Source organism: Mediterraneibacter sp. NSJ-151, from assembly GCF_022487435.1.
Classification (GTDB): domain Bacteria; phylum Bacillota; class Clostridia; order Lachnospirales; family Lachnospiraceae; genus Schaedlerella; species Schaedlerella hominis.
Genome location: NZ_JAKVPP010000001.1, coordinates 157,812 through 171,844 on the forward strand (window position 1 = coordinate 157,812; position 14,033 = coordinate 171,844).

A 14,033-nucleotide genomic window follows, 5' to 3' on the forward strand; every position below is an offset into this window, starting at 1 on the left:
ATCTGTGAGTTTATAACTATTTTATGCAGTCACCGCATTTACCATAAAAAATAGTGTTACTGGATTCTATAATGCCATCGAAATTCGTGGCGGCTGCCTTGTTCATCTGTTCGATTTCCTTCATATCCAGGTCAAGGTCAAGAACCCGTCTGCACTCAGTGCAGAAAAAATGATTGTGTGGCTTGACACATCCATCAAATCTGTCGGCTCCATCTGGAGTGGTGATTTTCAATGCTTCACCAATGTCCGTAAGAAGATTCAAATTCCGGTATACAGTTCCAAGACTGATGTTAGGATAATCTTCCTTTACATGCAGATAAACCATGTCGGCAGTTGGATGCTCTTTAGTCGAGGCCAGATACTGTTTGATGGATTCTCGTTGTCGGCTGAATTTTAATGTTGCCATGGGAATCCCTCCTTAAAACTTAAACAATAATAGTAACAATTACTGTAATTAGAATATACAATTATTTGAGGAAAATGTCAATACTTTTTGAAAAAATTTAATATAAATTTTTATGAAAATGAATATAAAGAATAGTATAAATTTAGATAATATATTACAAAAATATTACATAAAACAAGGAAAATATGAAATATATGTAAAAACAAGTCGTAAAACATAAATGGAAAAACCTGGTAAAGCATTGACAAAACAAGATGTTATTGCTACAATACAAACGTAACTAAAAGTTAACAAATGTGTAACAATTAAAAACTTCCTACAAAAGATAAAGAAAAAACAGTAAGGAGGTTTTAGATGAAACAAGTACACATAAAACAAAAATTGATTGCTTCTGCAATAGTTGGAGCATTGATGATTCCGGGGAGTGCAATGGTAGTAGATGCAGCAGATGCAGATGAAAATGTAAATGTAGTATCGCAGGTTGCAGGAATCGATCAAGTTACAGTTGCAACAGTAACGGCAGATGTGCTGAATGTAAGAGCCGGTCAGGGAACCGATTTTCAAATTTTATTGCAAGTTTTAGAACAAGAACGTTATGAAGTAACAGGGGATTCAGTAAATGGATGGTATCCGATTACAGTAGGGGATGTAGACGGATGGGTGTCCGGTGAGTGGATCACGACTGAGAAAGTGGACAAAGATGAATTTGCAGAAGAGGAAAAACAGGCACAAAAAGATAGTGTGGGGACGGCACAAGAAACGGTTGCGTTACAATCTTCGTCATATACAACAGGACAGCAGGTTATAGATTTTGCTTGTCAGTTTATTGGAAATCCCTATGTATGGGGAGGTACAAGTTTAACTAGTGGTGCAGATTGTTCAGGATTTGTACAGTCTGTATATGCAAACTTTGGGATAAGTCTTCCGCGAACCACATGGGATATGGAAAATGTCGGATATGAAGTATCATATGAACAGGCACAGCCGGGTGACTTGATTCTTTATGATGGTCACGTCGGCTTGTATATGGGTGATGGAAATATTGTAAATGCAATGAATGAAGCAGATGGGATTGGTATATGCACGGCAACGTATGCGCCAATTGTGACAGTGAGGAGAGTATTATAGATATCAAGAATGGTGCGGAGAAAAACTTCCGCATCATTTTTTTACATTATTATAGGAAGAAAGTATATCAGAATCACTGCGCATCCTCGCGGAGCGTTTATCTCAGTCTGAGATTGGACTCCCACTGAGACAAATTTGCTATTACTCACCAGCTGAAGAGGTGGGAGTCTTCTCGACTGAGATAAATATGTGGATAACTTAGCCAAATAGCTTATCCACACTATCAACATGAAAAATAGTGTAATATACACCGACTTTTACTGAAAAATAGAAGATTATTCACCAATTCTCAACAGATTATCAACAGGGAAAGGAAAATTTTTCACTGGTATACCCCTGATTTTTCACATGAAAAACCGAGTTATCCACAGAAATTCACAAAGTTATCCACATTTTGTTAATATGTTGGGGGAAAATAGTGGGTAACTAGTACATGAACAACTGTTTGGAGTTAGTTATGTGAAAAAGTATGACAGTAATGAGGTATTTGTGTGTAACAGGGTGAATTTACAGAAAGTTTATAAAATAATAAGACAGGAAAGATTGTTAAAAGTTCTCCAATGGGAAAATGGCGAATGGCAAAATGCACAAAAAAACAGAAAAACGTCGAAAATCTTGAAAATGGAGTTTTCAACTTATTCACATTGAAAATTCGGAAAATGGTGGATAAATTAGAGATTTCCTCATAGTTATTCACATTATCCACATTAAAAACCCACATTTATGTGAATTACTTTTAATAAAAAAAGAACAGATGTTTTGGTGCAAATTATGAAAATGCATTTTTGTCGAAAAAAAACAAAAAAAGAATTGACTTTTAAGATGTCTAAAATTTATGGAAATTGAAGTGACAATTCAGATATTTGATACATTTTTAGAGTTGCTAAATTCAATGTATGGGATTATAATAGGAAACACGAAACAATAAGGAGGAAATTGAAAATGGCACAGATTACAAGAGCTACAAAAATCGGCGAACTGTTGAATGTATTTCCAGAATCAGCTCCAATCTTAATGGAAATTGGAATGCATTGTCTTGGATGCCCATCTTCACAGATGGAGTCATTAGAAGAAGCAGCTATGGTTCATGGTATTGATGCAGATTTACTTGTTGAGAAGATCAATGCAGCAATGACAGCAGCAGGAAAATAAATTAAAATGACTAAAATAAAAATGTCCGAAATTCTTCAAATCGAATTTCGGACATTTTTTTGCTTAAAAATAATGATTACATCATAGCAGATACGATAAATGAATATCTGTTATTAGCTAAGATGTGCCAGTTTCTGTACGGCATCGGCTGCTATCACAATCTCACAGTGTTCTTCAAGGAATGCGAGAATCGTAGTAGATACCTTCTCCGGAGAACCATATTCAGAAAGCATGTTACAGACTTTATTAAATTCATTTTTTGTATGCTCTGACTGCGTCAGTGCCAGAATGTAAATGCCATCGCTGTTGTTATCACGATACAAAGTATTAGCACCATGATAAAGAGAACCGATTAACTGTGCCATTTGAATGACCTGGTCGATATCGTCAAAGGAATATAATTTGACATTGAGTGGAACAGGTGCATCTTCTGCTGTTTTTTTCTCTTCCTGTTCTGATGATGTAGCAGATACGCTGGCAGCAGCGCCCTTTACTTTATTGAGTAAGTCTAAAAATTCATCTGCACCTTCAAGCTTATTCAATGTTTCAGGAAGAGGAAAATCATTCTCCCCTGCAGACGTGAATTTTGAAAAACGGGTATCCAATTCTTCCGGGTCTTCAACCTTTGTAATAATAAGTACAATTGTGTCAGCAGAAGTTGGAATTGCTTCTATCATCAATGGAATATCGTCAGCTTCAAAACCAAAGTCAAATGATGCCTGTTGCATCATATCACGAAATAAGGACTTGGCTTTTTCTGTACCATATGCAAGTTCACTTAGTTTCAAATGGCGGGCAGCCAAATCGGCATGTGTCAATGTACAACGAATCTGGTTATCGTTAATTTTTTCAATTTTCATATGATCACATCCTTACATTTATATATTATTTCTCATGATTAGTATAAACAAATCTTTTTCGAATGTAAAGAAAAACACAAATATATTACTTATCAACAAATCCACAGCACTTATGAACAAAAAACACATTGAAATATGGGAAAGATGTTCCTATAATGGCAAGTACAGAAGATAGTATTTCGTGATAAATAAATTAATATACGAGAGGAGGCAAGAATCATTTCGGGAAATACAATTAGAATCGTAAGATCTAAATTCGGATAACAAAAACATTTCATAAACATTTCAGTCAAAAAATCTATTCGAAAAATACGAGCAACTATTCAGATTAAATTGGAAAGTTGCATATTCTAAAGAATTCGAGTCCTGAGTTCTAGGACATGTACACAACTAATAATTAAAAAAGAGAAAGTCATGGTACGGTTCGTACTATCTTTTGGACATATCATCTTGCGGCATGTCACACACCTAACCTCCGATATACAGATGATATATATAAATGCATATTTATCAGAACCGACATGGAAAGGAGCAGAGTCAAAAAAATGGATTTAAGTAATGGAACGGTATATACAGAATTATATACAGAATTGGAAGGATACGAAAGGAATGGCGTCTGTCTGTTGATGGAAGGAAGTCATGTCAGCCCGATGAAGGTAGTGAGAGAACTAATGGCCCGGGAAGAAGGCAGTTATATGCGGGATTATGAGATGAATGCAGATGGATATATCGAATCCTTATCTTTTATCAATGTAACAAAGAAAAATGAAACTGAGAATGAGCATAAACCGTCGTAAACCCCTTTATTTCAGACAGTGTAATATGGTATAATGAAATCTGATAGGAGGTACGCCATGGACGAAAGAGAAAGACGCCAAAAGCGTCAAGTTAAGAAAACCAGACGACCGGTACAGTCAGGTAGAGGCGGAAGAGCCGGAGCGGGGTATCCAGAGGCAGATGCGCAGAGAAGAACTTCAAACAATGTGAATAGAGCAAGACGTAATCGTGCGAGACGCAGAAGAAGACTTTTTATAATCAGAGGAATAATATGTATTATTTTAGTTGTCGCAGTGGGCTTGGGATTCATACTTTATCACAAATATGGTTCATCTAAAGAGAAAGCTGATTTGAAAAATTATTATGGAATTAGTGATAAGAATGAGTTGGGTGTCACAGTAAACAACAAAGTAATCAAGAATAGCGATGGGAATGCGGTAGGCAGATTGATTGACGGTGAAGCGTATGTGGAATATTCTGTTGTCAGAGATTATATAAACGAACGTTTTTATTGGGACCCGAATGAGAACATTATGCTATATACATTACCAAACGGCAATGTTTCAGTTGAAGTTGGAAGCAAAGATTATACAGAAGTTACAGAGAAAAAAAGTGAGACGTATACAATTCTGAAGACAGAGGGAAGAACAGCATATATAGCCGTTCCATTCATCCAACAGTATACGAACATGGATTACAACATATACAAAACCCCGAATCGTGTTGCAATTACAAGTAGCTGGGGAGAGATTGAAAGTGCGATCGTAAAGAAAAAAACAGAGGTGCGTTATCAAGGCGGAGTGAAGAGCCCGATTTTGACAGAAGTGAAAAAGTCAGATAAAGTAACCGTGCTGGAAGATGAAGATGGCTGGAAGAAAATAGCAACGGAAGACGGATTTGTCGGATATGTTAAGACAAGAACGTTAAAGAAGATTCAGAAAGAAACGACAAAAAGAGATTTTGATGAACCAAAATACACGAATATTTCTGTAGGTCATACGATTAATATGGCATGGCACAATGTTGAAAATGAAGATGCGAACAGTTATGCATTAGAAACAATTGCATCTACAAAAGGGCTTAATGTGATAGCTCCTACTTGGTTTAAAATTGCAGATACCGATGGAAATCTGACATCACTTGCAAGTTCAGATTATGTTAATTATGCACATCAGGTGAATCTTGACGTATGGGCTACAGTCAGAGATTTTCATGGTGGAATCAATAGCTATGATGAGACTTATGAAGTATTAAGTTACACTTCAAAACGTGAGAATCTGACGAATCAGATTATTGCTGCAGCACTTCAGACAGGAATTGATGGAATCAATCTTGATTTCGAATTGATTTCAACAGAATGTGGAGAGCATTATATTCAGTTCGTGAGAGAATTGTCAGTAAAATGCAGACAGAATGGATTAGTATTTTCAGTAGATAATTATGTTCCGCAACCATATAATGAGCATTATGATTTAAAGGAACAGGGAATTGTCGCAGATTATGTTGTAATTATGGCATATGACGAACATACAGAAGGGTCTTATGAAGCAGGTTCTGTATCATCTTATAATTATGTGAAAGATGGAATTAAGAATGCAGCAAAGAGTGTATCATCTGATAAGCTGATAGCAGCAGTTCCATTTTACACGAGACTTTGGTTAGAAACTCCGAAGACTGATGCTGAATTGGCATCCGAAGAGGGAACTGAAGCGGCAAATTATAAGAATAAAGTAAGTAGTACAGCATTAGGCATGGATGAAGCACAGCAGGTAGTTCAGGATGCGGGTGCACAGACTGAATGGGATGATACTACAAAGCAGAACTATGCACAGTGGAAAACGGAAGATGGAACCTACAAAATTTGGCTGGAAGATACAAAATCCCTGGAGGAGAAATTGAAACTGATCAAGAGTGATAATCTTGCAGGTGTTGCAGAGTGGAAGCTTGGTTGGGAGAATTCTGATGTTTGGGATATGATTCTGCAGTACGTAAATTAAATAAGTAAGAAAGAGACATCCTTTTTCTGCATATATTTTAAAAGTAATATATGTGGGAAGGGATGTTTTTTTGAAGTTAAATTATAAAGAAATAAAGACAAAGGGTAAAACAGTACTCGTGATAGTCTGTTTAATGGGAGTTGCAATTGGGAGCCAGATTATCGGGACAAAGTTTTATGAACATGTTATAAGTAAAGTAGATGATATGCAAAATAATAGTCAGAATGCAGAAGATATGGGAAGTGAAACAAGTGTAGAGAGCACACAGATAGAGAATAAAAAGGTACAGATTGTGCTGGATAGTGGGCACGGGGGAAGTGATCCGGGAAAGATTGGGATTAATGGCGTACAAGAGAAGGATATCAATCTTATGATTGCAAAGAAAGTAGAATCCAAATTACAGGAAAAGCAAATTGTTGTGATGATGACCCGGACAGATGAAAGGGGACTGGCAGACTCAAAAGTGGAAGATATGAAAACAAGAGTAGATATAATTAATGAAAATAAGCCAGTGTTGGCAGTTAGTATTCATCAAAACAGTTATGAGCAGGAAGGAATTTGTGGGGCACAGGTTTTCTATTATACACATTCAACGGAAGGGAAAAGTGCAGCAGAATATATGCAGAATAGTTTATTGAGTGTAGACGCAGATAACAAAAGACAGGCGAAAGCAAATGACACTTATTACATGTTGAAGCGTACAGAAGTTCCGCTCATCATTGTGGAGTGCGGATTTTTAAGCAATCGGGAAGAAGCGGAAAAATTAAGCACAGATGAATACCAGGAAAAGGTTGCAGATGCAATTTGTAATGGAATTGAAACATATCTGAAAGATATAAGTTAGAAATTTGCATTTTTTCTGTAAATATTAGTAGAAAGTTTGCCCGATAGACTGCTTTTTTAGAAGATGCATATTTTTTTTTACTATGAAAAATGGTATAATAAAATTTATGGAAACGATAATTAGAAAAGTAGATAAACATAATATTGACATGAAGATTATGCAAGAAGCAGGAGAGATTCTTAAGAAGGGCGGTCTGGTAGCGTTCCCAACAGAGACGGTTTATGGTTTGGGGGCGAATGCGCTGGACGAGGAGGCAGCGAAAAAGACTTATGCAGCAAAGGGCAGACCTTCGGATAATCCATTGATCGTGCATATTGCAACTTTAGAAGATTTGGAGAAGGTAGCTAAGAATATTTCGAAAGACGTAGAAGCACTGGCTAATCGATTCTGGCCGGGACCACTGACGATGATATTTGAAAAGACAGATATCGTGCCATATGGAACAACAGGAGGATTAGATACAGTGGCTGTCAGAATGCCAAGTGACCCGATTGCGAGAGAATTAATTCTGGCAGGAGGTGGATTTGTATCGGCACCAAGTGCGAATACTTCGGGACGTCCAAGTCCGACGACAGCAGAACACGTAAGTGAAGATTTGAGCGGAAAGATTGACATGATTATAGATGGAGGAAGCGTAGATATCGGATTGGAGTCTACAATTCTTGATATGACGGTCAATCCGCCGATGATTTTAAGACCCGGTGCAATTACAGCAGAGATGTTTGAAGAAGTGATCGATCATGTAACGATTGATGATACAATTCTTGGAATAGAGACAAAAAAGGCACCAAAGGCACCCGGAATGAAGTATCGTCATTATGCACCAAAGGCTAAATTGACGATTGTAGAAGGTAATATCAGGGAAGAAGTTCTGGCAATCCGCCAGCTTGTGTATGAAGCAATCAGACAGGGCAAGCACGTTGGAATCATTGCAACGAACGAAACAATTGCGTATTATACAAATGGTGTGATCAAGAATATCGGAAGCCGTGAAAATGAAGAAACGATTGCGAGAAATCTTTATGCAATCCTGCGTGATTTTGATGCAGAAGAAGTAGATTTAATCTACAGTGAATCATTTGCTTTGCAGGGGATAGGAAAAGCAATCATGAATCGTCTTGAGAAGGCGGCAGGACATACAAGAATCTCAGCACAGGCAGTTATGAAATATCAGAAGTACAGACGTATTGTATTTTTGAGTGATGCAGATACATGCCGTGGACCAATGGCTGCAGAGATGCTCAGACACAAAGATTTATGCCAGGAATATGCCATTGATTCCCGTGGGCTGGTAGTATTGTTCCCAGAGCCGGTGAATCAAAAAGCTGAGGCGGTTATGAAAAGCGCACAAATGACGATGGAAAATCATACAGCAACTGCATTTTCAGAAAATGATGTTGCAGAAGATATACTGATATTGGCAATGTGTGAGAGTGAAAAAGAAAAAGTACAGTCAGAGTATGGTGAGGCTGCGAAAGTCTTTACGCTCAGTGAATTTATCGGTGAAGAATCGGAGATACCGAACCCGTATGGTCAGCCATTGAACGCATATGGAGAATGTATGGAGAGGCTGACAGAGACAATCGATAAACTGGCTGAAACCTTAAATAAAGACGCGTCTTTTGAAGAAGTGTAAAACTGGGAAAAACAGGAGGGGAATATGTCAACAAAACGAGATGATTATATATCATGGGATGAATATTTTATGGGGGTAGCTCTGCTTTCCGGACTTCGTTCAAAGGATCCGAATACACAAGTGGGGTGTTGTATTGTAAGTCCTGACAATAAGATTTTATCAATGGGTTACAATGGACTTCCAAGAGGTTGTTCAGATGATGATTTTCCTTGGACGAGAGACGGAGAAGATCCGTTAGAAACAAAATATGTATATTCAACACACAGTGAGCTCAATGCTATTTTGAATTATAGCGTCGGCAGTCTGGAAGGGGCGAGAATGTATGTCTCTCTGTTTCCTTGTAATGAATGTGCAAAGGCAATCATTCAGTCAGGAATTAAGGAAGTTATTTATGACTGTGATAAATATGCCGATACACCAAGTGTGATCGCATCTAAGCGTATGATGAGCGCAGCAGGTGTGAAATTCTATCAGTATCATAGAACAAACAGGGAAATAAAGATTAATTTATAATAAAGAACATAAAGAAGATGTCAGCAGCATATAGATATTTCAGGAAATGAGAATGGTGTATCTAAATTGTTTAGTGGATAACAATTGGGTAAAATAATTCTGGACGGAGGTATGGTATGCTTCGTAAGCTGGCATCTTTTTTTGTGACATTTTTTATTCGTGCGCTTGTTGGAGGAACACTGATCTTTTTTATAAATCATTATGTGTTACCGGATCAAACATCGTTAAATGTGGGGATTAACGCAGCTTCGTTGGTTACAAGCGGGGCGCTTGGAGTACCTGGGGTATGTCTGTTATATAGTATCTTAATTTTTCAAAATTTGTGAGGATTTCACAAAAACAAAAAAGATGAAAAATCTATCTGGACAAATAAAAAATACACGTTTATAATACGATTCACACAGTAGTTATCACATCTGCTGTTTCATTTCAAATCAATCTGATTTGGATATTTCTAGGGATTGGATGAGCAAGTATATCATTCAATTATCAATTATGAATTCCGTTGCATATTTCGCAACAATGTTTCAAGTTGAATTAATCAAAGTAAAATACGGACAAACTCTATAGGACTATAGGTGTGGTGTGTAGAGAGACAGGAGGACAAAGTGTATGTAAAAAATGTTGTAATTTGTGATTCTCAAAAACAATATTCGGAAAATCTGTTTCAAGTATTAACAAAGAGTAAGTCACCGGAAGTACAGTTTTATCTTTTCCACAGTATGCAGGACGCGGAGCAATTTGCAAAAGAGAAGAAGATTTATGCATTGCTGACAGGAGAAGAATGTCCAAAAGAAAAAAGAAGGCAGATTCCGGCGGTAAGGAAGTTTGTGTTAGTACAAGATAAAAGGAGTGCATTGGAAGACGGAGAGATTGGTGTTTATCGATATCAGAGTGCAGAAGCAATACGTGCGCAGATGTTAGAAAGAAGAGTTAAGAGAAAGGAGACGCAGAGAAGTACAAGAGCACGAAGAGGAGGACAATTGATCGGGGTGTATTCTCCGATTCATAGAATTGGCAAGACAAGATTTGCTCTTGCACTGGGAAAGAAATTAGCGGAGCGAGAACCGGTATTGTATTTGAATCTGGAAGGATATGCGGGTTCGTCTTACTATTTTACCGATTCAACAGAGCAGACACTGGCAGATTTGATTTATTATCTGCGTCAGGAAAAGGGAAATCTCGGGATGCGGATCAGTATGATGGCAGGTCAGCTTGAGAAGTTAGATTATATTAAACCGATGCCATATATTTTGGATATGCAGGCGATACAAAAAGAGGAATGGTTACAATTATTTCAACAGATTTTAAATCAGTGCATTTATGAGAAGATTATTTTGGATTTGGGAGACAGTGTGAATGGTTTGTTTGAAATTTTGGAGGCATGCCATACTGTTTACACACCATATATCGAAGAGCGGGCAGCAATGACAAAGCTTGCAGAGTATACGGAAAATTTGCGTAAAACAGGAAAAGAACAGGTTTTGGAGAAAACGATTCAAAAAAGAATGAGGTAGAAGATAACGTGAATATACAAGAAGAACAGCTATATGAACGGGTGATGGAACGGATAGACCTTACAAGAGAGATGGAGGACGAAGAATTATCCGAGATTATCTATAGTGTGTTACAGGAATTTTCGGAGGAAGAGTATTTGCCATTGAAAGAGCAGATACGGTTGAGCAGACGATTGTTTCATTCTTTTCGTAAATTGGATGTGTTACAGGAGCTGGTAGAGGATGATTCAATCACGGAGATTATGATTAATGGAAAGGATCACATATTTGTGGAGAGGGACGGCAGAATAGTCCGCTCTGACAAGACGTTTTTATCGCAGGAAAAATTGGAAGATGTGATCCAGCAGATTGTATCAGGAACGAATCGTTATGTAAATGAATTGTCTCCAATCGTAGATGCCAGACTGGAAGATGGTTCACGTGTGAATGTTGTGTTGAAACCAGTGGCTTTGAATGGTCCGATCATGACGATCAGAAAGTTTCCAAAAGAAAAGGTGACGATGAAACAGTTGGTTGAATGGCAGAGTATCACAGAAGAGGCGGTAGAATTTTTAAAGATGCTTGTCAAAGCCAAATATAATATTTTTGTGAGTGGCGGAACTGGATCAGGGAAGACAACTTTTTTAAATGCCTTATCGGACTATATTCCAAAGGATGAACGAATCATCACGATTGAAGATAATGCAGAATTACAGATAAAGGGGGTCCCGAATCTTGTAAGGCTGGAAGCGAGAAATGCGAATCTGGAAGGAGAAGGAGCGGTGACAATCAGAGATTTGATCAAATCGGCACTTCGAATGCGACCGGATCGTATCGTAGTTGGAGAGGTAAGAGGAGATGAGACTGTGGACATGATATCATCGGCGATGTTGAACGGGCACAGCGGCTCTATGTCCACCGGACATTCAAATAATCCGACCGATATGTTGCATCGATTAGAAACGATGATGATGATGGGAATAGACCTTCCTTTAACGGCAATTCAGAGACAGATTGCATCTGCATTAGATATTATTATTCATTTGGGAAGATTGAGGGACAAGTCAAGAAAGGTGCTGGAGATAGTGGAGGTGTTAGGATTTGAGAACGGTCGGATTCAAACACAGACGCTATACGAATTTCGAGAGGAGGGAATGCGAGGTGGAAAGATTCAAGGAACACTGGTGAAGAGTGCGGAATTGGTTCATCGGGACAAATTGCTGGCAGCAGGATATACAGCGTAAGGAATACATGGTTGCAATTACAAAGGCTATTGTACTGGATTTGCTCTTAGCATATTTATTTTATGATTCATGGATTGCAGGTGTTGTCTTATTGCCGGTTGCAATCGGATATTTTCAGCAGTGGAGAGAAGAGTGCTGCAGGAAAAAAGAATTGGAATTCCGTATGCAGTTTCGAGATGCAATGCAGATCATGGCGTCTTCCTTGAAGGTGGGATATTCGGTAGAGAATGCGATTCGCTCCACAGAAAAGGAGTTGCAAACATTACATTCAAAGGATAGCCGTATATGTCAGGAGTTTGAACTTATGACACATAAATTAAGTATGAATCAGACTGCCGAACAAGTATTGTGGGCGTTTGCCAAAAGAGTTCAGCAAGAAGATGCAGAAGATTTTGCGGTGGTGTTTGCGACAGCCAAGCGGATGGGTGGAGACAGCATTACAATTTTAAAAGAGTCAATCCGCATGATAGGAGACAAGATGGAAGTAGAGCGGGAGATCCAGACGATGTTAGCGGCGAAGAGCTTAGAATTTCAAGTGATGTGTATGATCCCGTTAGGTATGGTACTGTATATGCGTTTTACATTTCCGGAGTTCTTATCTGTCTTGTATGGAAGTGCTGCAGGAGTCGTGTTGATGAGTGTGTGCCTGATTATTTATATAGCGGCATATTACATGGGAAGGAAGATGGTACACATTGAAGTTTAAAGAAAATCGGAATACGATGCAGAAAAAAATAGGGATAATTCTTCTTACAGCAGGAATATTATCTTTGATTCTTTTTCTTGCAGATAATCTTAAGAGTCTTCCGATGACGAAAGAAGGGATAAATTATGTGGAACGTAACAAGCAAGGTAAAGGAGACAGACAAGAAGATTTACAAGTATGGATCGGAGATGCCAAAGAACCATATACTGTCCGAATTCACGAACGGAAATATACGGAGGCAGAATTACAACGAGAACTGGCCAAGGCAGAAGTTCAGCTGGAGAAGCTGATATTAGGAGATAATAGAAGTCTTGATGAGGTTCGAAGTAATTTGAATCTTATTCGTAATATTCCTGATACGGGGATTAAAGTGTCCTGGGAGCTGGATAATTATGAAGTGTTGAATTTGCAGGGGAAAGTTCAGAATGATGATTTACCAAAGGAAGGACGCATAGTTGAACTGAGAGCTACGTTATCTTATGAGGAAATAAAGGAAATGTATTTTCTTTATGCAAGAATATTGCCACCGAAACAGACAGATATGGAAAAACTGATGTCAAATTTAAACGAAGAGGTAGATGAGCAGGACCGGTTAAGCGAGACAGAGAAACGGATGTTACTTCCAACAAGTATAAACGGGGAGGTTATAATCTGGAAATATGCAAAGAATCTACGTGCAGCAGCAGTACTTCTGATCGGTATTGTTATGGCAGTGTTGATGTATGTGTCAGAAAAACAAAAGGTAAAGGAAACACATTCAAAAAGAGAGCAGCAGTTAGCATTGGATTATCCTAAAATGATAAGTCGTTTTACACTTTTTCTTGGCGCCGGTATGACACCAAGAAATGCGTGGAATAAGATTGTCAACGACTATGAACAGGAGAAAAGACGGGCTGTAAGTGTAGAAGAAGGAAAAAGAAAAAAAGAAAAAGTTGAAAGAGAAGTATATGAAGAGATGGCATACACAATGCATGAGATGAAAGGCGGTATGGCAGAAAATGAATGTTATGAACGCTTTGGTGAACGTTGCGGATTACAAGTCTATAAAAAGTTTGGAACAATGTTGTCACAGAACTTAAAAAAAGGCACAAAAGGCTTGACTGAATTGTTGAGACAGGAGGCAGATACAGCGTTTGATGAGCGGAAAAACACAGCAAAACAGTTGGGAGAAAAGGCGGGAACGAAGATATTATTTCCAATGTTTTTGATGCTGGCGGTTGTATTGCTGATGATTATCGTACCGGCATTTTTATCGTTGCAAATATAAGGCATGT

Annotated in this window: 13 protein-coding genes and 1 pseudogene; 12 read left to right on the forward strand and 2 right to left on the reverse strand. The window is 38.1% G+C overall.

Annotated features, from left to right (window positions below):
- Positions 1 to 16: 16 nt before the first annotated feature.
- Positions 17 to 406, reverse strand: coding sequence for a Fur family transcriptional regulator (locus LQE94_RS00810; protein WP_240576768.1), 390 nt, complete (start codon positions 404 to 406; stop codon positions 17 to 19).
- A gap of 510 nt (positions 407 to 916) precedes the next feature.
- On the opposite strand from LQE94_RS00810, the pseudogene LQE94_RS00815 reads away from it, so the two are divergent.
- Positions 917 to 1,534: pseudogene (locus LQE94_RS00815) on the forward strand (C40 family peptidase); the annotation flags it as partial.
- 942 nt (positions 1,535 to 2,476) lie between these two features.
- Complete coding sequence (locus LQE94_RS00820; protein WP_022075504.1) at positions 2,477 to 2,686, forward strand: DUF1858 domain-containing protein; 210 nt, start codon at positions 2,477 to 2,479, stop codon at positions 2,684 to 2,686.
- A gap of 113 nt (positions 2,687 to 2,799) precedes the next feature.
- Here LQE94_RS00820 and LQE94_RS00825 read toward each other — a convergent pair whose 3' ends face one another.
- Positions 2,800 to 3,546 (reverse strand): adaptor protein MecA, encoded by a 747-nt coding sequence (locus LQE94_RS00825; RefSeq protein ID WP_240576770.1) that lies wholly within the window; start codon positions 3,544 to 3,546, stop codon positions 2,800 to 2,802.
- Positions 3,547 to 4,091: 545 nt separating this feature from the next.
- Here LQE94_RS00825 and LQE94_RS00830 point away from each other — a divergent pair.
- The 10 genes from LQE94_RS00830 (at position 4,092) to LQE94_RS00875 (ending at position 14,026) form a co-directional block, all read left to right on the forward strand.
- Positions 4,092 to 4,343 (forward strand): hypothetical protein, encoded by a 252-nt coding sequence (locus LQE94_RS00830; RefSeq protein ID WP_240576771.1) that lies wholly within the window; start codon positions 4,092 to 4,094, stop codon positions 4,341 to 4,343.
- A gap of 57 nt (positions 4,344 to 4,400) precedes the next feature.
- Complete coding sequence (locus tag LQE94_RS00835) at positions 4,401 to 6,320, forward strand: glycosyl hydrolase family 18 protein (RefSeq protein ID WP_240576772.1); 1,920 nt, start codon at positions 4,401 to 4,403, stop codon at positions 6,318 to 6,320.
- Positions 6,321 to 6,525: 205 nt separating this feature from the next.
- Positions 6,526 to 7,164, forward strand: coding sequence for an N-acetylmuramoyl-L-alanine amidase family protein (locus tag LQE94_RS00840; RefSeq protein WP_442920066.1), 639 nt, complete (start codon positions 6,526 to 6,528; stop codon positions 7,162 to 7,164).
- Positions 7,165 to 7,270: 106 nt separating this feature from the next.
- Positions 7,271 to 8,800, forward strand: coding sequence for an L-threonylcarbamoyladenylate synthase (locus LQE94_RS00845; protein WP_240576773.1), 1,530 nt, complete (start codon positions 7,271 to 7,273; stop codon positions 8,798 to 8,800).
- A gap of 24 nt (positions 8,801 to 8,824) precedes the next feature.
- Positions 8,825 to 9,313, forward strand: a complete 489-nt coding sequence (locus LQE94_RS00850; protein WP_240576774.1) for a deoxycytidylate deaminase — start codon at positions 8,825 to 8,827, stop codon at positions 9,311 to 9,313.
- A 116-nt stretch (positions 9,314 to 9,429) separates the two neighbouring features.
- Positions 9,430 to 9,639: a pro-sigmaK processing inhibitor BofA family protein gene (locus LQE94_RS00855; protein WP_118724008.1), complete on the forward strand. Its 210-nt coding sequence runs from the start codon at positions 9,430 to 9,432 to the stop codon at positions 9,637 to 9,639.
- A gap of 282 nt (positions 9,640 to 9,921) precedes the next feature.
- On the forward strand, positions 9,922 to 10,830 hold the full coding sequence (locus LQE94_RS00860; protein WP_240576775.1) for a hypothetical protein: 909 nt from the start codon (positions 9,922 to 9,924) through the stop codon (positions 10,828 to 10,830).
- Positions 10,831 to 10,874: 44 nt separating this feature from the next.
- Positions 10,875 to 12,053 carry a CpaF family protein gene (locus LQE94_RS00865; RefSeq protein ID WP_118687956.1) on the forward strand — a complete coding sequence of 393 codons (1,179 nt, stop codon included), beginning with the start codon at positions 10,875 to 10,877 and terminating at the stop codon, positions 12,051 to 12,053.
- A gap of 7 nt (positions 12,054 to 12,060) precedes the next feature.
- On the forward strand, positions 12,061 to 12,759 hold the full coding sequence (locus tag LQE94_RS00870; RefSeq protein ID WP_240576776.1) for a type II secretion system F family protein: 699 nt from the start codon (positions 12,061 to 12,063) through the stop codon (positions 12,757 to 12,759).
- Positions 12,749 to 14,026: a type II secretion system F family protein gene (locus LQE94_RS00875; RefSeq protein WP_240576777.1), complete on the forward strand. Its 1,278-nt coding sequence runs from the start codon at positions 12,749 to 12,751 to the stop codon at positions 14,024 to 14,026. The genes LQE94_RS00870 and LQE94_RS00875 overlap by 11 nt, the downstream gene beginning before the upstream one ends.
- Positions 14,027 to 14,033 lie beyond the last annotated feature (7 nt).